The sequence below is a fragment of the Kocuria palustris genome (genome assembly GCF_016907795.1).
GTDB classification, from domain to species: domain Bacteria; phylum Actinomycetota; class Actinomycetes; order Actinomycetales; family Micrococcaceae; genus Kocuria; species Kocuria palustris.
Genome location: NZ_JAFBCR010000001.1, coordinates 598,210 through 621,895, shown reverse-complemented (window position 1 = coordinate 621,895; position 23,686 = coordinate 598,210). Strand labels below are relative to the sequence as shown.

General features: G+C 68.5%; 15 protein-coding genes and 1 pseudogene. 13 read left to right on the top strand and 3 right to left on the bottom strand.

Annotation, left to right across the window (positions count from 1 at the left end):
- Positions 1-34 precede the first annotated feature (34 nt).
- Complete coding sequence (locus JOE55_RS02640; RefSeq protein WP_204781945.1) at positions 35-2,005, top strand: acetate--CoA ligase; 1,971 nt, start codon at positions 35-37, stop codon at positions 2,003-2,005.
- A 44-nt stretch (positions 2,006-2,049) separates the two neighbouring features.
- Here JOE55_RS02640 and JOE55_RS02635 read toward each other — a convergent pair whose 3' ends face one another.
- The 3 genes and pseudogenes from JOE55_RS02635 to JOE55_RS13535 form a co-directional block, all read right to left on the bottom strand.
- Positions 2,050-3,348 carry an AMP-binding protein gene (locus JOE55_RS02635; RefSeq protein WP_204781944.1) on the bottom strand — a complete coding sequence of 433 codons (1,299 nt, stop codon included), beginning with the start codon at positions 3,346-3,348 and terminating at the stop codon, positions 2,050-2,052.
- Between the two features lie 76 nt (positions 3,349-3,424).
- The gene (locus tag JOE55_RS02630) at positions 3,425-4,120 is read right to left on the bottom strand and encodes a response regulator (protein WP_204781943.1); all 696 of its coding nucleotides are present in this window, start codon (positions 4,118-4,120) and stop codon (positions 3,425-3,427) included.
- Between the two features lie 55 nt (positions 4,121-4,175).
- Positions 4,176-5,627 (bottom strand): annotated as a pseudogene (locus tag JOE55_RS13535) (sensor histidine kinase); the annotation flags it as partial.
- Between the two features lie 325 nt (positions 5,628-5,952).
- Between JOE55_RS13535 and JOE55_RS02615 the strand changes: the two are divergent.
- The 12 genes from JOE55_RS02615 (at position 5,953) to JOE55_RS02560 (ending at position 23,623) form a co-directional block, all read left to right on the top strand.
- On the top strand, positions 5,953-7,350 hold the full coding sequence (locus tag JOE55_RS02615; RefSeq protein ID WP_204781942.1) for a cation:dicarboxylate symporter family transporter: 1,398 nt from the start codon (positions 5,953-5,955) through the stop codon (positions 7,348-7,350).
- Positions 7,351-7,520: 170 nt separating this feature from the next.
- Positions 7,521-8,414, top strand: coding sequence for an AAA family ATPase (locus JOE55_RS02610; RefSeq protein WP_204781941.1), 894 nt, complete (start codon positions 7,521-7,523; stop codon positions 8,412-8,414).
- 7 nt (positions 8,415-8,421) lie between these two features.
- The gene (locus JOE55_RS02605; RefSeq protein WP_204781940.1) at positions 8,422-9,318 is read left to right on the top strand and encodes a segregation and condensation protein A; all 897 of its coding nucleotides are present in this window, start codon (positions 8,422-8,424) and stop codon (positions 9,316-9,318) included.
- Positions 9,311-9,982, top strand: coding sequence for an SMC-Scp complex subunit ScpB (gene scpB, locus JOE55_RS02600; protein ID WP_204781939.1), 672 nt, complete (start codon positions 9,311-9,313; stop codon positions 9,980-9,982). The genes JOE55_RS02605 and scpB overlap by 8 nt, the downstream gene beginning before the upstream one ends.
- Before the next feature lie 362 nt (positions 9,983-10,344).
- Entirely contained in the window at positions 10,345-11,466 is a 1,122-nt protein-coding gene (locus tag JOE55_RS02595) for a pseudouridine synthase (protein WP_204781938.1), read from the top strand.
- 2 nt (positions 11,467-11,468) lie between these two features.
- Positions 11,469-12,578, top strand: a complete 1,110-nt coding sequence (locus JOE55_RS02590) for a prephenate dehydrogenase (protein ID WP_204781937.1) — start codon at positions 11,469-11,471, stop codon at positions 12,576-12,578.
- The gene (cmk, locus tag JOE55_RS02585; RefSeq protein ID WP_204781936.1) at positions 12,560-13,261 is read left to right on the top strand and encodes a (d)CMP kinase; all 702 of its coding nucleotides are present in this window, start codon (positions 12,560-12,562) and stop codon (positions 13,259-13,261) included. Before JOE55_RS02590 ends, cmk begins: the two co-directional genes overlap by 19 nt.
- 45 nt (positions 13,262-13,306) lie before the next feature.
- A complete protein-coding gene (gene der / locus JOE55_RS02580; RefSeq protein WP_239546398.1) occupies positions 13,307-14,905 on the top strand; it encodes a ribosome biogenesis GTPase Der in 1,599 nt (532 codons plus the stop codon).
- A gap of 168 nt (positions 14,906-15,073) precedes the next feature.
- Complete coding sequence (locus JOE55_RS02575; protein WP_204781935.1) at positions 15,074-18,526, top strand: pyruvate carboxylase; 3,453 nt, start codon at positions 15,074-15,076, stop codon at positions 18,524-18,526.
- A 96-nt stretch (positions 18,527-18,622) separates the two neighbouring features.
- Entirely contained in the window at positions 18,623-19,909 is a 1,287-nt protein-coding gene (locus tag JOE55_RS02570; protein WP_204781934.1) for an ApeA N-terminal domain 1-containing protein, read from the top strand.
- 403 nt (positions 19,910-20,312) lie between these two features.
- Positions 20,313-20,711 (top strand): NUDIX domain-containing protein, encoded by a 399-nt coding sequence (locus tag JOE55_RS02565; RefSeq protein ID WP_204781933.1) that lies wholly within the window; start codon positions 20,313-20,315, stop codon positions 20,709-20,711.
- A complete protein-coding gene (locus JOE55_RS02560) occupies positions 20,708-23,623 on the top strand; it encodes a DEAD/DEAH box helicase (protein ID WP_204781932.1) in 2,916 nt (971 codons plus the stop codon). Before JOE55_RS02565 ends, JOE55_RS02560 begins: the two co-directional genes overlap by 4 nt.
- The last annotated feature ends 63 nt before the right edge of the window (positions 23,624-23,686 follow it).

The window sequence follows — 23,686 nt, the reverse complement described above, 5'->3', positions numbered from 1 at the left end:
CACGAGCCACGCACAGCACGGACAAGGAGCATCCATGAGCCAGCACAGCGCGGACCAGCCCCGCCCCACCACAACCGCCGAGCGCACGCTGCCCGGCGACGGCACCTACTCCGGGGCGTGGCGGCGCAGCGTCGAGGATCGGGAGGGCTTCTGGCTGGAGGCAGCCCAGGGCATCGACTGGATGACGCCGCCCAGCCGGGCGCTGGATGGTTCCGGCGACCCGATCTTCCGCTGGTTCCCGGAGGCCACGCTCAACACGTGCGCCAATGCGGTGGACCGCCACGTCGCGGCCGGTCGCGGGGATCAGGCGGCCATCATCTACGACTCCGCCGTGCTCGAGCGGCAGGAGACGATCACCTATGCCCAGCTGCAGGACCGGGTGGCGCGGGCCGCCGGGGCCCTGCGGGAGCTGGGCGTGCAGAAGGGCGATCGGGTGCTCATCTACCTCCCGATGATCCCGGAGGCGCTGATCTCCATGCTGGCCTGCGCCCGGCTGGGCGCGGTGCACTCGGTGGTCTTCGGCGGCTTCGCCCCGCGCGAGCTCGCCGTGCGGATCGACGACTGCGCCCCGCGCGCCGTCATCACGGCCTCCGGCGGAGTGGAGCCCAAGCGACGCATCGAGTACCTGCCCTCCGTGGAGGAGGCGGTGCAGATGGCCGAGCATAAGCCGTCTGCGGTGCTGGTGGTCGGGCGCGAGGGCTTCGAGCACGACGTCGCGGGCATGCGCGAGCGCGCGGCCGTCGACGGCCTGGAGTGGGTGGACTGGCAGGAGGCGGTCGAGGCCGCCGAGCCTGCCGAGCCGGTCGAGGTCGCTGCCACCGATCCGCTCTACATCCTCTACACCTCCGGCACGACCGGCAGCCCCAAGGGCGTCGTGCGGGACAACGGCGGCCACGCCGTGGCGCTGAGCTGGTCCATGGCCAACATCTACGACATCGGCCCCGGCGAGGTCATGTGCACCGCCTCGGACGTGGGCTGGGTCGTGGGCCACTCCTACATCGTCTACGCGCCGCTGCTGGCCGGGGCCACGACCGTGCTCTACGAGGGCAAGCCGGTGGGCACCCCGGATGCCGGTGCGTTCTGGCGGCTGGTGGCCGAGCACCGCGTGAAGGCCTTCTTCACCGCCCCCACCGCGCTGCGGGCCATCCGCAGGCAGGACCCCGAGGGCGAGCTGGTGGCCGAGCACGATCTGTCGAACCTGGACACGCTGTTCGTGGCTGGCGAGCGCCTGGACCCGGAGACCTGGAGCTGGGCGGGCAGGGCGCTGGATATCCCCGTGGTCGATCACTGGTGGCAGACCGAGACGGGCTGGGCCATCAGCGGCAATCCGGTGGGCCTGGAGCAGCTGCCGCTGAAGTCCGGCTCTTCCACGGTGCCGATCCCGGGCTACGAGATCGAGATCCTGGATCCGCTGGGCGAGCCGGTGCCGCAGGGGGAGGAGGGCAACATCGCCGTGCGCCTGCCGATGCCGCCGGGCACGCTGGCCACCCTGTGGGGCAGCGACGACCGCTTCCGCAGCGCCTACCTGGAGGCCTTCCCCGGGTACTACGTCACGGGCGACTCCGGGCGGATCGACGAGGACGGCTACGTCTTCGTGATGGGCCGCACCGACGATGTCATCAACGTCTCCGGCCACCGGCTCTCCACCGGTGCGCTCGAGCAGGCCCTGGCCCAGCACCCCGCGGTGGCCGAGTGCGCCGTGATCGGCGTGGCCGATGAGCTCAAGGGGCAGCGCCCGTGCGGATACGTGGTGGTCAAGCAGGGCATCGAGACCTCGCAGGAGCAGCTCAGCGAGGAGCTCGTGCAGCTTGTGCGCCGGGAGATCGGCGCGGTCGCCGACCTCAAGCAGATCGCGGTGGTCGAGGCCCTGCCCAAGACCCGCTCCGGGAAGATCCTGCGCAAGACCATGCGCCAGATGGCCGATGGCCAGGAGGCGCCGGTGCCCTCGACCATCGAGGATCCGGCCGTGCTGGAGGCACTGGAGCCCGTGCTGCGGGGCCGGTGAGTGCGCGGCGGGGCGATCCTGCCGGGCGGATCGCCCCGCCGCTGTCAGTCGCTCGGAGCCGTGCGCTGAGCGCGCAGCTCGCGCTTGAGCAGCTTGCCGGACTGGTTGCGCGGCAGCTCGGCCACGAACTCCACGCGCTTGGGCACCTTGTAGTCGGCCAGGCGCTCGCGGGCGTGCCGGCGGACCGTCTCCGCGGTGAGCTGCTGGTCGGGATGCACCACGATCACCGCAGTGATGGCCTCGCCCCAGCGCTCGTCGGGAAGTCCGAGCACCGCCACCTCGGCGACCTCGGGCAGTCGGTAGAGGCAGTCCTCGATCTCGCGCGGGGCCACCAGCACGCCGCCGGTGTTGATGACGTCCTTGATCCGGTCGACCACCTCGATGAAGCCCATCGAATCGCGGGTGACCTGATCTCCCGAGCGGAACCACCCGTCCGCGAAGCTCTCCTCCGTCTGCTCCGGGCGCCCCCAGTAGCCGGACATCAGCTGCGGGGAGCGGTATTGGATCTCGCCGGGTTCACCCGCACCGGCCGGGGTGCCGTCGGCGGTCATCACGCGCGCCTCCACGTGGAAGACCGGGCGGCCGCACGACGTCGGGCGCAGGTCGTGCTCCTCGGGGCGAAGCACGGTGCACAGGGGACCCAGCTCGGACTGCCCGAAGCAGTTGTAGAAGCCCAGCCTGGGGAACCGGTCGCGCAGTCTCTGCAGCACCGTGGACGGCATGATCGAAGCGCCGTACTGCGCCTGGGTCAGCGAGGACAGGGCGCGGGTCTCCAGCTGAGGGCGCGAGCTCAGGGGGACCCACACGGTGGGGGCCAGAAACAGTGAGGAGAGGTGCTCGTGCTCCACCAGCTCGAGCATGGCGGGGATGTCCGGCTTGGCGATCAGGCGGATCGAGGCGCCCAGGCACAGGTAGGGCATGAGGAGCACGTGCAGAGTCGCCGAGTAGTACAGCGGCATGGCCACCAGCGGCCGGTCCTCGGCGCCGCGCTCGCGGGTCAGATCGGCTGCCGTTTCCTCGGCCAGGCCCAGCAGGGCGGGGTCCGCGGCGATCAGGGCGACGTCCGCATTGCGCAGGATGTGGCGCAACTCCTCGCCCTTGAGAGCGAAGTTCACCGGCACGTGCACCGCGCCCAGGGAGGCGCAGGCCAGGAAGAGGATCGCGAAGGCGTCGGAGTTCGCGCCGAAGGCGGCAACCCGATCGCTCGGCGAGATCCCGGATCGTGTCTCCGGCCGGGGGCTGCCCGAGGGGAGGGGTGATGCACTCCGGTGCCGTGGTGCCGTCCATGCTGAAGTCCTCCCTCGGTGCGGCCTGGCGCACGCCCTCGAGGTGGTGTGCGCCACAGGCTATCCGGGCGTGCAATCGACCACCAGGGAGTCTTCGCTCCTTCGGTGCCACGGGTGCCGTCGAGCGGGGCCCTCACTCGCCGCAGGACCGATACTCCATCTCGGGTCGGCCCACCGTGCCGCGGCGTGCCCGGCGCTGTGCGCGGTCGACCTCGGTCAGGTGCTCCAGATAGCGCCGAGCCGTCACGCGGGAGATGCCCGTCCCAGCCGCGACCTCGGCCGCCGACTGCCACGGCAGTGCCGCCAGCTCCTGGGCCACGCGCTCCAGCGTCTCAGGGGACAGGCCCTTGGGGCTGCCCGAGGCTGCGAATGGCCGAAGCCCATCGAGTGCTCGATCGATCGCCTCCTGATCGAGCGGCTGCTCTCCCCGCAGACTGGTGCGGTACTGCTGATAGGCGGCCAGGCGATGCAGCAGCTGCTCGCGGGTGAAGGGCTTCACGAGGTAGCCGACGACTCCGAGCGAGGCAGCTGCTCGAACCGTCTCCACATCCCTGTGGGCTGTCACCGCGAGGATGTCCACGTCGTCTCCGGCGGCGCGCAGCCGGCGTGCGACGTCGATGCCGGTGGCATCGGGGAGATTCACATCCAGCAGCAGAAGGTCCGCGGGGCGGCCTTCGCGACGCAGCGAACTCACCGCTCGCAGGGCTTCTGCGGCTGTGGCCGCACTGCCCGCCGCCTCGAATCCCGGTACCTGCTGAACGAACCGCAGGTGCGCGTCCCGGGTCAGCGGCTCGTCTTCCACGACGACCACCCGCAGCTCCCTGCTCATGATCGAACCTCCTTCGAGACCAGGGGGAAGCTGAGCACGAAGCCGTGCCGCCGTCGTCGATCACCTCGATCGCACCGCGATGGCGGTGGACGATCTCGCTCACGAGTGCCAGTCCCACACCGTGGCCGCCCACGGTGTCCGAATCCTTCGTGGAGGCGCCGCGCTGGAAGATCCGCTCCCGCACCGACGCCTCGATGCCCGGCCCCGAATCCGCGACGCTGAGGATCGCGGCGCCGTCATCATCCTGCGCGATCTCGACTTCCACCAGCGGCCCTTCGGCACCGGATGCGGCGACGGCTGCTTCGATTGCGTTGTCGATGAGATTGCCCACTACGGTCACGGTCTCCGATGCGCTCAGCGGAAGTCCGGGTGCTCCGTCCGCCGCATGGACCTCCAGTCGGACTCCGCGCTCCTGGGCCGCGGAGGCCTTGCCCAGCAGCAGGGCCGTGAGCACGGGATCCTCGATCCCTGCCCCGACGTCCCCGGCCAGACTCAAGGTGCGCTGCTGATCCGCGGCGGCGAAGCGCCTTGCCTGCTCGGATTCGCCGAGCTCCAGCAGTGCGACGTTCGTGTGCATCCGGTTCGCGTGCTCGTGGGTCTGCGAGCGCAGCGCCTGGGCCATCGTGGTGGTCGCACGCAGCTGTCCGGACAGCCGGGTGAGCTCGGTGTGATCGCGCAGGATCGCGACCATTCCGGCCGAGGGCTCCGACGCGCGCAGCAGGGAGACGATCAGGGTGCGCTCGCCGTGCATGATCCACTGCTCGCGGACCTCCTGCTGCCCGGTGAGCAGGTCCTGCAGCTGCGGGGGCAGACGCGCTTCCTCCAGGGGGATGCCTCGACGACGTCGCCGATCGGCCCATCGGTAGACAAGGCTGCGCCCGTCCGGCTGCTGGAGGGCTTCCAGGGCAGGCTCGGTCAGGCCCAGCAGCTCACGAGCTCGAGGGTTGGCGAGCATGAGTCTGCCGTTCTCGATCAGCAGAAGGCCCTGGGCCGCCTGCTCGAGCACGGCGTCCTGAACCGAGACGGCCTCGGCCAGCTCCTCCGGAGTCCGTCCCCCGGTGCGCTGGGAGAGGTAGCGGGCCAGGGGAAGATGGGCCGCAGCCCCGGCTGCGAGCAGCGCCAGCGCCATCCCGAGCAGCAGCGGGGCCTCGGCCCAGACTTCGTCGGCGGTGTGCTCGACCAGCACCCCCGTGGAGACCAGAGCGACGATCTCTCCGTCCTCGTCGCGCACCGGTGCGGTGGTGCGGGCCGACAAGCCGAGCTGCCCCTGTTCCGTCGAGGCCCTGACCTGCCCGCTGCGCGCTTCCTCGATCGAGCCGCGGAATCGCTGTCCGATCATCTCTGGCCGAGGGTGGGTCCATCGGATGCCCTCTGGCGACATGATGGTGATCCAATCGAGCTCGGTGCTGCGCACGAGGTCATCCGCCAGGGGCTGCAGCTGGGCGTGGGGGTCGTCAGCACCCGACTGCTCGATCACGAACGGGTCGTCAGCCAGGGCTATGGACATGGTGCGGCTGATCTCGCGGGCTCGCTCGTCGGCATCCTGGGCGGCTCGCTGGATGAGGACGGCGCCGAAGACGGCCGCTAGGACAAGGACCAGCAGCAGCTGCAGGACCAGGACGCGGCGGGCCAGGGACATGGGAGCTCCTCGTGCGGATCGGGGTGTCCCGAAGTCTCCCACCTCGCTGACCCGCTTGTGGTCCCGCTCACGACCACAACGACCACAACGAGACGTGCATCACAGATCCCGTCAAGCTGATTGTGGCGCCGAGCGAGGCGCAGCACCGCCCACCGCCGGCCTCGTCCGGCGTCGCATCGTTCAGGAGCAGCACATGGCAGCAGCCGAGCAGCCGGGCCCGACGTCGTCGACAGCGCCCCGGAAGAAGAAGGACCGCACGCACACCCTCTACATCGCCGTGATCATCGCTGTGGTCGCCGGTGCCGTCCTGGGGCTGGTCGCTCCAGAGGTCGGAGTGGCGCTGAAGCCCGTCGGCACCGGGTTCATCGCGCTGATCAAGATGATGATCGCTCCGGTCATCTTCTGCACGATCGTGCTGGGCGTCGGCTCGATCGCCAAGGCGGCCACGGTCGGCAAGGTCGGGGGCATGGCTCTGGCCTACTTCATCGCCATGTCGACCTTCGCCCTGGCCATCGGCCTGGTGGTGGGCAACATCGTCCAGCCCGGCTCCGGCCTGGACATGAGCAACGCGACGTACGAGGTCCCCGCCGACGCTTCCCATGGCGCCGGTGCCGAGGAGGGGACCGTCGGGTTCCTCCTGGCGATCATCCCCACCACGCTGGTGTCATCGTTGACCTCCGGCAACATCCTGCAGACCCTGTTCGTCGCACTGCTCGTGGGCTTCGCGCTGCAGGCCATGGGAGAATGCGGTCGGCCCGTGCTCAAGGCGGTGACCTACATCCAGGCCGTTGTGTTCCGACTGCTGATGATGGTCATGTGGCTGGCGCCGCTCGGCGCGTTCGGCGCGATCGCAGCCGTGGTGGGCGCCACCGGCGTGCAGGCCATCACGTCGATGCTGGTGCTGATGCTCGCGTTCTACATCACCTGCGCGCTGTTCATCATCGTGATCCTCGGCCTGATGCTGAAGATCGTGACCGGGGTGAACATCTTCTCGCTCATGAAGTACCTGGCCCGCGAGTACCTGCTGATCTTCTCGACCTCGTCGTCCGAGGCGGCACTGCCGCGGCTGATCGCCAAGATGGAGCACCTGGGTGTCTCCAAGCCGGTCGTGGGCGTCGTTGTGCCCACCGGCTACTCGTTCAATCTCGACGGCACGGCCATCTACCTGACCATGGGTGCCCTGTTCGTGGCCGATGCCATGGGCACTCCGCTGGCACTGGGCGAGCAGATCACCCTGCTGCTGTTCATGATCATCGCCTCCAAGGGTGCGGCCGGCGTCTCCGGTGCGGGCATCGCCACCCTGGCGGCCGGCCTGCAGTCGCACCGTCCTGATCTCGTCGACGGCGTGGGGCTGATCGTGGGCATCGACCGGTTCATGTCCGAGGCTCGTGCGCTGACCAACTTCTCCGGCAATGCCGTGGCCACGCTGGTGCTGGGCACCTGGGTCCGTGAGATCGACCGGGACCGGGTGAGCCAGGTGCTGTCCGGGAAGCTGCCCTTCGACGAGGCGCAGATGGCTGTGGACCCGCACGCCTCGCCGACCGCCCCCGAGCAGGCACTCGAGGGCCACGAGCAGTCGAAGCTCGCCTGAGGTTCCGGCAGGCAGTGCATGCGCCGCCTGGCCCTTGCCGCGGAAGCGCTCGGCCAGGCGGGCGCGTCCATGCAGGTCCCGCCCCGCGGCGGTAGGGTGACTGGCCAGAGAAGGCGGGCACGCGTCGGCGCGGCTCGCACGCCGTCCCCAGACCAGGAGTGGTTCCCACAGTGAGCAGCAAGAACGAGGATCGGTTCCCCGCGCTCGGCGAAGCCGAGACCGGCAAGGTCGGCCCCACCGGGCGCCCGCTGCGCCGCTTCCCGGACCCGCCCGAGCTGGACTCCCACGGCCCGGCGCGGATCATCGCGATGGTCAACCAGAAGGGCGGCGTGGGCAAGACGACGTCGACCATCAACCTGGGCGCGGCCCTGGCCGAGACCGGGCGCAAGGTCCTCATGGTGGACTTCGATCCGCAGGGCGCGCTGTCGGCGGGCTTCGGCGCGAACCCGCACGAGCTCGACCAGACCATCTACAACGTGATGATGGAGCGCGGGGTCGACCCCTGGGACGTGATCCTGGAGACCGAGACCGAGGGCATCGACCTCATGCCCGCCAACATCGACCTCTCGGCCGCCGAGGTCCAGCTGGTCTCGGAGGTGGCCCGCGAGCAGGTGCTGGCCTCGGCGCTGCGCAAGGTCGAGGACCACTACGACGTCATCCTCATCGACTGCCAGCCCTCGCTCGGGCTGCTGACCGTCAACGCGCTGACCGCCGCCCACGGCGTGATCATCCCGCTGATCTGCGAGTTCTTCGCCCTGCGCGCGGTGGCCCTGCTGGTGGACTCGATCGAGAAGGTCCAGGACCGGCTGAACCCCAAGCTGCAGATCGACGGCGTCCTGGCCACCATGTTCGACTCCCGCACCCTGCACTCGCGCGAGGTGCTGGACCGGATCGTGGAGGCCTTCGGCGACAAGGTCTTCGACACCGTCATCAAGCGCACCGTGAAGTTCCCGGACGCCACGGTCGCCGCCGAGCCGATCACGTCGTTCGCGACCAACCACACGGGCGCGGATGCCTACCGCCAGCTGGCCCGCGAGCTGATCTCGCGCGGCGGCGCTCCGTGATCCGCGCATGAGCGCACTCGTCCCGGAGATCGAGTCCTCGGGCCTGGCCGGGTCCGAGGGCGGCTTCGCGGTCGAGCTCGAGAACTTCGCCGGGCCGTTCGAGGTCCTGCTGGGGCTGATCGGCAAGCACGAGCTCGACATCACCACGGTCTCGCTGTCGATGGTCACCGACGAGTTCCTGGACTACGTCCGCGCCCTGCGCGAGACGAACTCGCTGGCGGCCCTGGACGCCGCCAGCGAGTTCCTGGTCGTGGCCGCCACGCTGCTGGATCTGAAGGCCGCCCGGCTGCTGCCGCGCGGCGAGGTCGACGACGAGGCCGACCTGGCCGTGCTCGAGGCCCGCGACCTGCTCTTCGCCCGGCTGCTGCAGTACAAGGCGTTCAAGGACATGTCCCAGCTCATGGCCCAGACCATGCGCACCGAGTCCGCCCGCCAGGCCCGCTCCGTGCCGCTGGAGCCGCAGTTCGCGAAGCTCATGCCCGAGCTGATCTGGCGCACCACTCCCGAGGAGTTCGCCCAGATCGCGATCCGGGCGCTCACGCCCAAGGAGGCCGCGCCCACCGAGGTCGGCGTCGATCACCTCCACGGCTCCGAGGTCACCGTGCGCGAGGAGGCCGATCAGCTGCGCCTGATGCTCGCCGACGGCCAGGAGCACGCCTTCGCCGAGCTGATCGCCGATGCCGAGACGGTCCTGGTGGTCGTCGTGCGCTTCCTGTCGGTCCTGGAGCTGTTCCGCGACCGCGCGATCGACGTCCGCCAGGACGAGCCGCTGGCCGATGTCTGGATCACCTGGACCGCCCCGGAGGATTGGAGCCCCGAGCGGCTGTCCGACGAGCACGACGTCCCCGCCCCGACCGATCCCGCCGCCGAGGGCCCCGCGGCAGAAGACACGCCCCATGACTGAGCAGCACGAGCCCGCCCCCGACGGCAACGCGGACGAGGCGGCCGCGTCGTCCCTGGCGCAGGAGATCTCCGCCGGCGTCGTCGACGTCGACACCCTGCCCGGGGGACTGGCCGCCGCGATCGAGGCCGTGCTCATGGTCGCCGAGCGCCCCGTCTCCGAGTTCGACCTGGCCGAGGTCCTCAGTCAGCCCGTCGACGAGATCCGCGCGACCCTGGATTCGCTGCGCGCCGAGTACGACGGCCTCACCGGCGATGACGACGACCCGGCCGTGCCGCGCGGTTTCGAGCTGCGGAAGGTGGGCGGGGGCTGGCGCTTCTATTCGCGCGCGGAGTTCGCCCCGGTGGTGCAGGCCTTCGTGCTCGAGGGACAGACCTCGAGGCTGTCGCAGGCCGCGATGGAGACCCTGGCCGTGATCGCCTATCGCCAGCCGGTCAGCCGGGCGCGCGTCTCGGCGATCCGCGGCGTGAACGTCGACGGCGTGGTGCGCACCCTGGTGGCCCGCGGGCTCGTGCAGGAGATGGAGCGCGATCCGCTGACCGGCGCGCTTCTCTACGGCACGACCCCGTACTTCCTGGAGAAGCTCGGCCTGGATTCGATCTCCGAGCTGCCGCAGATCTCGCCGTACCTGCCCGGCGTCGAGGACGTCGGCGACTACGACGGCTGAGCCTCCGCCCCTCGCGGCTGAGGGGTGTTGCCAAGCGCCGGGCTCCCGACGCCGCGCGTGATCCCGGGTACTGCGCCGGCGGGGGCTCAGCGGATAGGATGGCCTGTCGTCCGCGCGGGAATCCCCGCGCATCACGCCGACCGGCGCAGCGGGACCCGAACGAGGGTCCGCACCGATCGAGCGACGACGACCGCCGACCGACGCCCGCCCTCGCGGCGGCTCGGTGCGTGCTGAGCCGACTCCCACAGGACGTCAGGCCCGGCACGCGAGCGATCCCGGCGCTGCCGCTGCCCAGCATGCGAGTCAGCGCCGAGCCAGGCGGCACCGACAGACCACCACAGACCTGCAAAGGACAGTGCGACATGGCTGAGAACCATTCGAACTCCCGGGGCAAGCGCCCCTCCCAGAGCCGCGGCAGCGGCCCGTCCCGCCCCGGCAAGGGCTCGGGCGGCCGCTCCGGCGCACCGGGACGCTCCGGCGGCCCCGGCAAGGGCCCGAAGAGCGGCCCCAAGGGCGCCGGCCCCCGCGGTGCAGCAGCCGGAGGCCGCAAGGGCCGTCCCGGCAAGCCCGCCACCAAGGCGAATGCCGTCGGCCCCAAGGCTCCCAAGGGCCAGAAGGGCCCCAAGCCCTTCGCCAAGTCGGAGCGCTACGATCGCAAGATGCCGGACAAGGTGGCGATCTACGGACCGCACCGCCGTCGTCGTCCCAAGAACCCGCCGGTGGACCGCCTGGAGGTCCACGACTCCGAGGGCGTGCGCCTGCAGAAGCTGCTGGCCAACGCCGGAGTGGCCTCGCGCCGGGTGTGCGAGGAGATGATCGCCGAGGGCCGCGTGACGGTCGATGGCCAGAAGGTCACCGAGCTCGGCGTGCGCGTGGATCCGCGCACCGTGGAGATCACGGTCGACGGGCTGCCCATCCAGCTCGATGACAAGCTCGTCTACTTCGCCTTCAACAAGCCCGAGGGCGTGGTGTCCTCGATGGAGGACCAGGAGGGGCGTCCGTGCATCTCGGACTTCCTCACCTCCTCCAAGCACCTCCAGCACCGCGTCTTCCACGTGGGCCGCCTGGACTCGGAGACCGAGGGCCTGCTGCTGCTGACCAACGACGGCGAGCTCACCAACCGCCTGACCCACCCCTCCTACGAGGTGCCCAAGACCTACCTGGTGCAGGTGCGCGGGCCCATGGAGAAGGGCATCGGCGACATCATGAAGGCCGGTGTGGAGCTCGAGGACGGCGTGGCCAAGGTGGACGAGTTCCGCCTGGTCGACTCCGTGCCCGGCCACATCCTGGTCGAGGTCGTGCTGCACTCGGGGCGCAACCGCATCATCCGCCGCCTCTTCGATGCCGTGGGCTACCCCGTCGAGCGCCTGGTGCGCACCCAGGTGGGCCCCATCCGCATCGGCGATCAGAAGCAGGGTGTGGTGCGCGATCTGTCCAACACCGAGGTCGGGCACCTGCTGGCCTCCGTGGGCCTGGAAGGCTGAGGGTGGGCGCTGAGACCGTTGCCGAGGGGCCCGTGCTGATTATCGGCGCGGGCCTGCTCGGCGCCTCGGTGGGCCTGGGCCTGCGGCATCTGGGTGTGAGCACCTGGCTGCGCGATGCCTCCCCGACCGCCGAGGCCATCGGCGCGGATATCGGTGCCGGCAGCTCCGAGCGCCTGGCCCTGGCGGCGGGGGAGACCGTCCCCGAGCCGAGCCTGATCGTGGTGGCCACGCCTCCGGACGTCGTCGTGAAGACCGTGGCGCAGGCCCTGGCGGAGCACCCGCAGGCGATCGTCACGGACGTGGCCTCGGTCAAGTCCGCGATCCAGGAGGGTCTGCGCGCACGCGGCGCGGATCTGCGCCGCTACGTGGGCTCCCACCCCATGGCCGGGCGCGAGCGCTCCGGGCCGGTGGCCGCGCGCGGCGAGCTGTTCACGACCATGCCGTGGGTGCTGTGCGCAGCGCCGGAGACCGATCCGGCGGCCGTGAAGCGCGTGCGCTCGCTGGCCCAGGACCTGGGCGCGCACGTCACGGAGTTGGAGGCGGATGAGCACGACGCCGCCGTGGCCCTGATCTCGCACGTCCCCCAGGTGATGTCCTCGCTGCTGGCCTCGCGCCTGCAGGACACGCCGCTGCACCACCTGTCCCTGGCGGGGCAGGGGCTGCGCGACACCACGCGCATCGCCGCCTCCGATCCGGGGCTGTGGGTGCAGATCCTCTCGGCCAACGCGGAATCGATCGTGCCGTCGCTGCACGGCGTGCGCGAGGACCTGGACCGGCTGATCAACACGCTGGAGGACCCCACGGGCCCCGGCGCGCGCCTGGACATGGCCGAGCTGATCGCCGAGGGCAATGCCGGTCAGGCCCGGATCCCGGGCAAGCACGGCGGAGCCCCCAAGGCCTTCGCCCAGCTCACCGTCCTGGTGGATGACCGACCCGGCACGCTGGGCGAGCTGTTCACGGTGGTCGGCGAGACCGGGATCAACCTGGAAGACTTGCGCCTGGAGCACTCCCTGGGCCGGCGCGTCGGCCTGGCGGAGATCTCCGTGGACCCGAACCGTCGGGACGAATTGGTGGAGGCGCTCGAGCAGCGCGGATGGAAGGTGGTCCAGTGACCGAGCACAGCACCCAGGCCGTGGTGGCCATCGACGGGCCCTCCGGGTCCGGCAAGTCCACGGTCTCCAAGGAGATCGCCCGCCGGCTGGACCTGGGCTACCTGGACACCGGTGCCATGTACCGAGCCGTGGCCTGGTGGGCCGTGCACTGCGGCATCGACCTGGGCGACGGCGATGCCGTGGTGAACGCCGCCCGCACCGCACCGATCGAGGTCTCGACCGATCCCGATCAGCAGCAGGTCCGCGTGGACGGCCAGGACGTCACCGCGGCCATCCGCTCGACCGAAGTGACCGGCGCGGTCTCCTCGGTCTCCACCGTTCCGGAGGCGCGCGAGATCCTGGTCCAGCGCCAGCGCGAGATGATCGAGGCCTCCGGGCGCCGCATCGTGGCCGAGGGCCGTGACATCACCACCGTGGTGGCCCCCGACGCCGACGTCCGCGTGCTGCTCACCGCCTCCGAAGCGGCCCGGCTCTCCCGCCGAGGCGCGCAGCTGGGCTCCTCGCAGTCCAAGGAGGCCCTGGCCGCGCAGGTCACCGGCCGCGATGCCAAGGACTCCAAGCTGGTGAACTTCACCGACGCCGCCGACGGCGTCACGCACCTGGACTCCTCGGAGCTGAGCATCGAGCAGACCGTCACCGCCGTGATGGACTTGGTCCTGCGCGCGGTCCCCGAGCTCGCCTGAAGCTCCCGCACACTTTCCCCACACACCTCAGAAGGAGGGGCTCCGATGCCCGAGACCCCCGAGAACACGAACTACGACTCCGAGTGGTCCGGCCCCGGCCCTGAGGCAGCGCCTCAGCGCCCGGCGGACCAGTACGAGGAGAAGATCCTCGGCGGCGGCGATCAGGACATCTCCGAGCGCCTGGCCGCGATCGACGACGAGGAGGCCGAGCTGCGCGCCGAGGCCCTGCGCGAGGGCCTGGAAGACTACGACCTTGACGAGGAGGACCTGGCGCTGCTCGCGGAGTGGGCCGGCGACGACGTCGCGGACCTGTACCGCAAGCCGGCCCCTGTGGTCGCCGTGGTCGGTCGCCCGAACGTCGGCAAGTCCACGCTGGTCAACCGCGTGATCGGCCGGCGCGAGGCCGTTGTGGAGGACGTCCCCGGCGTGACGCGCGATCGCGTGCGGTATTCCGCCGAGTGGATGGACCGGCCCTTCACCATGGTCGACACCGGCGGCTGGGAGGCCGACGCCACCGGCATCGATCACTCGGTGGCCGAGCAGGCCGAGCTCGCCGTGGAGCAGGCCGATGCCGTGCTGCTCGTCCTGGACACCACCGTGGGTGTGACCGCCACCGACGAGGCCATCGTGGGCATGCTGCGCCGGGCGAACAAGCCTGTCATCGTGGTGGCCAACAAGGCCGATTCGCAGGCCATGGAGCTGGAGGCCACCGCGCTGTGGTCGCTGGGCATGGGGGAGCCGTTCCCGGTCTCCGCCCTGCACGGCAAGGGTGCGGCGGATCTGCTGGACGCCCTGTTCGAGATCCTGCCCGAGTTCTCCGAGGTGGCCGAGCCCGAGCTGGTCGGCGGACCGCGCCGCGTGGCACTCGTGGGCCGCCCCAACGTGGGCAAGTCCTCGATGCTCAACAAGCTGGCCGGCTCCGAGCGCGTGGTCGTCAACGAGCTCGCCGGAACCACCCGCGACCCCGTGGACGAGAACATCGAGCTCGGCGGGAAGACCTGGCGGTTCGTGGACACGGCGGGCATCCGTCGTCGTCAGCACATGGCCAAGGGCGCGGAGTACTACGCCTCCCTGCGCACGCAGTCGGCGATCGAGCGGGCCGAGGTCGCGCTGATCCTGCTGGCGGTCGATGAGCCGCTGGCCGAGCAGGACGTGCGGATCGTGCAGTCCTCGATCGACTCGGGCCGTGCGATCGTGCTGGCCTTCAACAAGTGGGACCTGCTCGACGAGGAGCGCCGGTACTACCTCGAGCGCGAGATCGAGAAGGACCTGGCGCACGTGGCCTGGGCCCCGCGCGTGAACGTCTCGGCCAAGACCGGCTGGCACAAGGACAAGCTGGTCCCCGCCCTGGAGACCGCGCTGGAGTCCTGGGACACCCGCATCCCCACCGGGCGCCTCAACGCGTTCCTGGGTGAGCTCGTGGCCGCGCACCCGCACCCGCTGCGCGGCGGCAAGCAGCCGCGCATCCTGTTCGGCACGCAGGCCTCCACGCGCCCGCCCAAGTTCGTGCTGTTCACCACCGGGTTCCTGGATCCCGGCTACCGCCGCTTCATCGCCCGACGGCTGCGCGAGACCTTCGGGTTCGAGGGCACCCCGATCGAGGTGACCATGCGCGTGCGCGAGCGTCGTTCCCGCAAGCGCTGAACGGCTGCGCCCCACGGCAAGCCCCCGTCGTCGAGATCCCGACGACGGGGGCTTGCCTCATGTCGTCGTGTCACACACCGGTCACGTCGGCCCCGTAAGCTGGGGTGCATCTGCAAGCACCCCAAAGGGGTCCGCGGCCTGTTCCGCGCCCTGGAATTGGAGTTTGACGTGTTCTCGAAGATCCTGGTGGCCAACCGCGGTGAGATCGCGGTGCGCGCCTTCCGCGCGGCGTACGAGCTCGGGGCCAAGACCGTGGCCGTGTTCCCCTACGAGGATCGCAACTCGATCCACCGGCAGAAGGCCGATGAGGCCTACCGGATCGGGGAGGAGGGCCACCCGGTCAAGGCCTACCTGGACGTGGACGAGATCATCCGCGTGGCCCTGGAGTGCGGCGCCGATGCGATCTACCCCGGCTACGGCTTCCTGTCCGAGAATGCCGATCTGGCTCAGAAGTGCGCCGACAACGGCATCACGTTCATCGGCCCCGCAGCAGACGTCCTGAGCCTGGCTGGAGACAAGGTCGCAGCACTCAAGGCCGCCAAGAAGGCCGGGATCCCCACGCTGGACAGCTCCGAGCCCTCGGACGACAAGCAGCAGCTGCTCGAGTGGGGCAAGGAGATCGGCTTCCCGGTCTTCGTGAAGGCCGTGGCCGGCGGCGGCGGGCGCGGCATGCGCCGCGTGGAGTCCGAGGACAAGCTCGAGGACGCACTCGATGCCGCCATGCGCGAGGCCGGCACCGCGTTCGGCGATCCCACCGTGTTCCTGGAGCAGGCCGTGCTCAAGCCGCGGCACATCGAGGTCCAGGTCCTGGCCGATGCCACCGGCGAGACCGTGCACCTGTTCGAGCGCGACTGCTCGCTGCAGCGCCGCCACCAGAAGGTCATCGAGATGGCCCCCGCGCCCAACCTCGACGAGGACATCCGTCAGGCCCTGCACAAGGACGCCGTCGCCTTCGCCCGTGAGCTGGGCTACCTCAACGCCGGAACCGTCGAGTTCCTGGTGGACACGGTGGGCGAGCGCGCCGGGGAGCACGTGTTCATCGAGATGAACCCGCGCATCCAGGTGGAGCACACCGTGACCGAGGAGGTCACGGACGTCGACCTGGTCCAGGCCCAGATGCGCATCGCCGCGGGGGAGACCCTGGAGCAGATCGGCATCCGCCAGAAGGACCTGTACGTCCGCGGCTTCGCCATGCAGTGCCGCATCACCACGGAGGATCCGGCCAATGGGTTCCGCCCGGACGTCGGGAAGGTCTCGGCCTACCGCTCCGCAGGCGGTTCGGGCGTGCGCCTGGACGGCGGCACGATCTACGCCGGTGCGGAGATCTCCCCGCACTTCGACTCCATGCTGGTCAAGCTGACCTGCCGCGGCCGCGACTACCAGACCGCCGTGCACCGCGCCTCGCGCGCGCTCGCCGAGTTCCGCATCCGCGGCGTGGCCACCAACATCCCGTTCCTGCAGTCGGTGCTGCAGGATCCCGAGTTCCTGGACGGGCAGATCACCACCGACTTCATCGAGCGCCACCCGGAGCTGCTCGAGGCCCGCGGCTCCGCCGATCGCGGCACGCGCGCGCTGCAGTACCTGGCAGAGGTCACCGTCAACCAGCCCAACGGCCCGCGCGTTGAGGGCATCGATCCCCGCGAGAAGCTGCCGCGCCACCCCGGTGACAAGACCGAGGAGCCGGATCGCTCGCCGTTCGACGGGCCTTCCGAGGCTCCGTACCCCGAGGGCTGGCGCAGCTACCTGCTCGAGCACGGCCCGGAGGAGTTCGCGGCGCACCTGCGCTCCAAGACCTCGGTGGCCGTCACCGACACCACGTTCCGCGACGCCCACCAGTCCCTGCTGGCCACCCGCATCCGCACCCGTGACCTGCTGGCCGCCGCTCCCGCCTACGCGCACACCGTCCCGCAGCTGTTCTCCGTCGAGGCCTGGGGCGGGGCGACCTACGACGTCGCGCTGCGCTTCCTGGGCGAGGACCCCTGGGACCGGCTGGCCCGCCTGCGCGCGGCCATGCCGAACATCCCGATCCAGATGCTGCTGCGCGGGCGCAACACCGTGGGCTACACCCCGTACCCGGTGGAGGTGACCGACGCCTTCGTCAAGGAGGCCGCGGCCACCGGCGTGGACATCTTCCGCATCTTCGATGCCCTCAACGACGTGTCCCAGATGGAGCCGGCGATCAAGGCCGTGCGCGAGACCGGGACCGCCGTGGCCGAGGTGGCACTGTGCTACACCTCCGATCTGCTGGATCCGGACGAGGCCGTCTACACGCTGGACTACTACCTGGACCTGGCCCAGCAGTGCGTCGACGCCGGGGCGCACATCCTGGCGATCAAGGACATGGCCGGTCTGCTCCGCCCGGAGGCCGCACGCCGTTTGGTCACCGCGCTGCGTGAGAAGTTCGACCTGCCCGTGCACCTGCACACCCACGACACCGCCGGCGGGCAGGTGGCCACGCTGCTGGCCGCCGTCGAGGCCGGGGTGGATGCCGTGGACGTCGCCGCAGCCTCGATGGCCGGGACCACCTCGCAGCCGTCGGCTTCGGCCCTGGTGGCAGCGCTGAAGCACACCGAGCGCGAGACGGAGCTGTCCCTGGACGCGGTCTCCGACCTGGAGCCGTACTGGGAGATCGTGCGCGGGATCTACTCGCCGTTCGAGTCCGGGCTGGCCGGGCCCACCGGGCGCGTGTACCGCCACGAGATCCCGGGCGGTCAGCTGTCCAACCTGCGCCAGCAGGCGATCGCGCTCGGACTCGGGGAGAAGTTCGAGAAGGTCGAGGACATGTACGCCGCGGCCGACCGGATGCTGGGGCACCTGGTCAAGGTGACGCCGTCGTCCAAGGTCGTGGGCGATCTGGCCCTGCAGCTCGTGGGCATGGACGTGGATCCGGCCGAGTTCGAGGCCAACCCGCAGAGCTTCGACATCCCCGATTCCGTGATCGGTTTCCTCAACGGCGAGCTCGGCACTCCGCCGGCCGGCTGGCCCGAGCCGTTCCGCACCAAGGCGCTGGAGGGGCGGCACGAGACGCCGGCCGATACTCCGCTGTCGGAGGAGGACCGCGCCGGTCTGCAGTCGGATGATGCCGCTGTACGCCGCTCCACGCTGAACCGGCTGCTGTTCCCCGGCCCCACGCAGGAATTCGAGGCGCGCCAGGCGGAGTACGGCGACATGTCCGTGCTGCACACCCGCGACTTCCTCTACGGCCTGCTGCCGGACAAGGAGCACATCGTCTCCCTGGGCCGCGGCGTGCGTCTGCTGGTCACCCTGCAGGCCATCTCCGAGGCCGATGAGAAGGGCATGCGCACCGTCATGGTCACGCTCAACGGGCAGATGCGCATGATGGAGGTCCGCGACACCTCGGTGGCCACGGACTTCGTGGAGGCCGAGAAGGCGGACAAGTCCAACCCGGGGCACGTGGCGGCGCCCTTCGCGGGTGCGGTGACGCCGACGGTCTCCGAGGGCGACAAGGTCGAGGCCGGCGACAAGATCGCCACGATCGAGGCCATGAAGATGGAGGCCTCGGTGACCACCCCTGTGGGCGGCATCGTGAAGCGCGTGGTCGTCCAGGGGCCGGCGCAGGTGGCCGGCGGGGATCTGGTGGTGGAGATCGAGACGGAGTGATACTGCTCTGCTCTTGAACGACGACGGAGGCCCCGGCGATCTGCGGATCGGCGGGGCCTCACGTTTTTACAAATCTCAACGAAGGCGAGAAAAGAAATGAAGCACAAACTCGAAATTGGCACTCGATGCCATGGCATTCTGGTTTCTTCTGACAAAGAAGATTCGTTTGGCCAAGTAGAGTTTGACGAAGGCGGAGCTATTATTTCTAGAGTTGAAGTGGCAGATGCATTTGGATTTGCTATGACGAATGTTGGAGAGACGCCGAGTTCGTTTACATTTGCAGACACCTCAGGATTCATCCGTTTTACTGAGCTGGCCAGGACTGGGACGCTGTCCAATACAAATAGGGTAGTGATTGATAAGTTTCGTTCGCGAAGAGTGATTCGTTCTGGAAATATGGAGTGCGATTACCAAGAGATTGACGGGATGTGTACGGTCATAGACGGTCTTGCCGCCTGGGTTGGACTAAGCGCCGTTGAGACTTCTCCCCTGTTTGATAAAGAGTCCGAAGAGATAATTGGGGTGGGCCTGAACGCTAGAAATAAGCCGCAACTGAATATCGGCGGAAACTTTAACCTAACTGCAGAGACTTCTTTTAGCCACCCTCCCCGTAGGGAAGGTAATAGATTCTCCATTACCGATGAAGTTCTATTACGCACTCATTCTCAAGACTTAGCACCGTGGGGGGATCATGCCGCAGTTCACCGGATGATGCAAGACCTTCTGTGTCTCGTTTATGGGAAGCCAGTTGGTATGCGACTGAAAAGCATTAAGCGAGAAGATGACCAAGAGGGTCCTGTTGATGAGGAGAGTCCCCGCCGGTGGTGGCGCGATGCCTATGAGCCACACTTGGGGCGATCGGCTACTGCTCCCGCTGCTAGCTTGCCTGAGGATAGTTCCCCAATGTTCCTGTTTGAGGACGTTGATCTGGGGAAAATGCAAAAATGGCTAGATGAATTTTCGCATTGGTCGAGACCGACCTGGATTGCCGTGAGTTCCATGTTTCAGGAAGGGAGTGTTGTCGAAGTGGAGCTGCTCCAAATGGGAGTCGCATTGGAGGCGCTAGGCTACGCCATCTGGAAAACGGAGTTGGAAGGGTTGGGCAACTCGGATGAGCGGACCCCGCAGTACCCGCAGTTGTTGAATAGGGTCACCGACGTCGCATTGCCTCCACAATTTGAGTTGCGCCAGGGTATGTCCATAAGCAACTGGCGAATTGAATTCAATAGAGCGTTCAAGGGGGCGAAGCATGCTGATAATGCTGCCGTAGATCCAGCGGAGGCTGCTCGATTTTCTGGTGAGGCTATGGATTTGATCCGATATTGGATTGCGCATCAGGTCGGTGTTCCTTTTGATAAGATCAATATTTCAAGCCGATTCTAGTATGACATGGATGTCTCGATCTCGCCGCAGACTGCTTTTCTATTCGTTTGTGGCAGAAATTGCTGGTGTATCCGGTGGTAGAAATGGGGCAGGCGTAATCCTCTGTAGTTTTACGGAGCGAGGTCGAATCTAGTTGCTTAAAATTGGATTCCGTCAATGACTTTCCGGCACATTTTTGAGATCGCCTTTGTCGGATGTGTGAACCGAGCGTATCTGGGAGGTGATTATTTGCGCTGAGGCATGGCGACCTTTGACGACCGTCTGCTGCCGAAATGCAATGCGCGGTAGCGCGTTCTGGTGACGGCCTGGTCATCCGGGAGGGCTCCCGCCGTCGCAGGAATCTTTTAAGCTGCACATGACCGGGCCACTCTGGCCCAGGCAGAACCGACGGGCAGGAGCCAGGGTGAAAAAGCAGGTCGAGGTCGTGGGTGCCATACTGGTGGACGGGCAGTCGGTGCTGGCTGCGCGGCGCAGCGAGCAGATGAGCCTGCCCGGCATGTGGGAGTTCCCTGGCGGGAAGATCGAGGCGGGGGAGACGCCCGAGGAGGCGCTGGCGCGCGAGCTCGTCGAGGAGCTGCAATGCACCGCTGAGATCGGCGAGCACGTGGAGACCACGGTCTACGAGTACGAGAAGATCCTCGTCTCCCTGGCCACCTACTACTGCACCCTGCGCGAGGGAACACCCCAGCTCACAGAGCATTCCGAGATCCGCTGGGTGCCTGCGGCTGAGCTGCGCGAGCTGGACTGGGCGCCGGCGGACATCCCCGCTGTCGAGCGCGTGATCCAGGACCTGCAGGCATGAAGCGCGAGGCGCTCCGCGCCGACACTGCCTTCGGCTTCCTGGACAGGCAGACCGCCTCGGAGCAGCTGCACCACCCGGTGCTGATCTCCAACGACGACGAGAACACGATGCTGCGCGGCATCCTCGACGAGCTGCGCCGCTCCCGCAGCTTCCTGTTCTCCGTCGCGTTCGTGACCACCGATGCCCTGGCGATGCTCAAGCAGCCGCTGCTCGACTTCGTGGCTGCCGGCGGCACCGGGCGGATCGTCACCTCCACCTACCTCAACTTCAACGCCCCGGACGCGCTGCGGGAGCTGCTCGCCCTGCCAGGCATCGAGGTGTACGCCCACCTGGATCCCAAGCGCGGTTTCCACTCCAAGGGCTACGTCTTCGACCAGGACCTGGGCACCACCGCGATCATCGGCAGCTCGAACCTGACGTCGAACGCGCTGCTGCGCAATCGCGAGTGGAACCTGCGCTTCTCCGCGCTGCCCGAGGGCGATATCGCCGAGCAGCTGCGCACCGCCGTGGACCGACAGATCGACGAGGCCGTCGTGCTCACCGGTGAGCTCATCGACGCCTACGCAATCGAGTACGCGCAGCGCCCGCAGCTCGTGGCAGCTCCCGTCGACGGCTTCCTCCCGCCGGCGTCGTCGGGGATCCCGACGACGATCGTGCCCAACTCCATGCAGGAGGAGGCGCTCGAGCGGATCGAGCGGCTGCGCCTGGCGGGGGAGCGGCGGGCCCTGGTCATCTCCGCGACGGGCACCGGCAAGACGATCCTGGGCGCGCTGGAAGTGCGGCAGGCCAAGCCGCGCAAGATGCTGTTCGTGGTGCACCGCGAACAGATCGTGGACAAGGCGCTCAGCGAGTTCCGACGCGTGCTCGAAGAGCCGGCAGATCAGTTCGGCAAGTTCGTGGCCCAGCGGCGGGAACTGGACCGCCGGTATGTCTTCGCCACGATCCAGTCGATCTCCCGTCCTGGGGCGCTGGAGGAGATCGAGGCCGCCGGCTTCGATTACGTGATGATCGATGAGGTGCATCGTTCCGGCTCGCGCACCTACCGGGAGATGATCGATCGGCTCACCCCCGATTTCCTCCTGGGGCTCACCGCCACTCCGGAGCGCACGGATGCCGTCGACGTGTTCGAGCTCTTCGATCACAACGTGGCCTACGAGATCCGCCTACAGGCAGCGCTGGAAGCCGACATGCTCGTGCCGTTCCATTACTACGGCGTGCAGGACTTCCAGTACGAGGACGGCACCACCGTCGACGAGACCGCCCAGCTCTCCCGGCTCGTGGCTCCAGAGCGCGTGCACCACCTGCTGCGGATGATCGAGCGCTATGGACACAATGGCGAGGTGCGCGGGCTGATCTTCTGCAGCCGCGTGGAAGAAGCACGCGAGCTCAACGAGCTGCTGAATCTCTCCGCGGTCAACGGTCGGCGGCTGAGGACGGAAGCCCTGACGGGTGCGCAGTCGCAGCAGGAGAGGGCGGCCGTCGTCGAACGCCTGGAAGCCGGCGAGCTCGATTACATCCTGACGGTCGACATCTTCAACGAGGGCATCGACATCCCGTCGCTGAATCAGGTGGTGATGATGCGCCAGACGCAGTCGCGGATCATCTTCACTCAGCAGCTCGGGCGCGGGCTGCGGCTGGCCGAGGGCAAGGACCATCTGCGGGTCATCGACTTCATCGGCAACTACACGAACAACTACATGATCCCCATGGCGCTGTTCGGGGATTCGTCACTGAGCAAGGACCAGTTGCGGCGTCAGGTCCTGGGCGCGCAGACAGCCGGGGCGATCTCGGGCTTGTCGTCCGTGAACTTCGACGAGATCTCCCGCGACGCCATCCTGCGCTCCATCTCCGAGACGAACCTCGATTCGCTGGCCAACCTCAAGACCGCGTACCGCGAGATGCACCAGCGGCTGGGGCAGCAGCCGTGGCTCATGGACTTCGCCCGGTTCGAGACCGTGGATCCCGTGGTGCTGGCGACGGCCCGGGCGACGTCGTACTGGGACTTCCTGGTGAAGGCCAAAGCCGCCGATGCGGCACCCACCCGGCAGCAGCGCGGGTTCCTGGCGTTCCTGGATCACGAGCTGCTCCCTGGGAAACGCCCGCACGAGCTCCTGCTGCTGCAGGCGCTGCTCGACGGCCAATCCCTGACCCGCCCCGAGTTTCGCGACCTGCTGCGCGCCCAAGGGCTGGCCGACGACGCCCGCACGGTGCTGTCGAGCGAGCGGGTGCTGTCCTACCGGTTCTTCACGCAGCAGGAGACGACGAAGTACGGCGGGGCGGGCGTCGTCGAGACGACGGGGGAGCGGTACCGGCTCTCGGAGGCGTTCCTGGCCGAATGGGAGGCTGACGAGACGTTCCGGGCCCACGTGCGTGATGCGATCGAGACCGGGCTGTACCTGGCGCGGCACCGCCACGGCTGGCGCAGCGAGCTGCAGCAGGGTCAGCGGTACTCGCGCAAGGACGTGTGCCGGCTGCTGGGGTGGGAGTCGAACCAGCAGGGCGTGATCTTCGGGTACAAGATCGACGCCGCCACGCAGACCTGCCCGATCTTCATCACGTACCACAAGGACGACGACGTGTCCGCGTCCACCAAGTACGAGGACGAGCTGCTCGATCCGTCGACGGTGCGCTGGTACACCCGCAGCCGCAAGACGCTGCAGTCGCGCGACGAGCGGGCGATCGCCGCCGACGAGGTCCCGCTGCACGTGTTCGCCAAGAAGGACGACGCCGAGGGCACCGACTTCTTCTACCTGGGCCAGGCCGCCCCGCGGGAGGCCGAGCAGACGCAGATGCCCGGCGGGTCCGGGAAGATGCTGGACGTGGTGACAATGAAGCTGGAACTTGAGGCGCCGCTGGACGACAGCTTGTACGAGTACTTCCTGCGCCCGACGTCGCCGGACGCGTCGATGTGAACTTGGCCCGGCGGTGGGGTACAGTACTGCGAGTGCTCGGAGCGATCCGGGTGCAGTGGACGG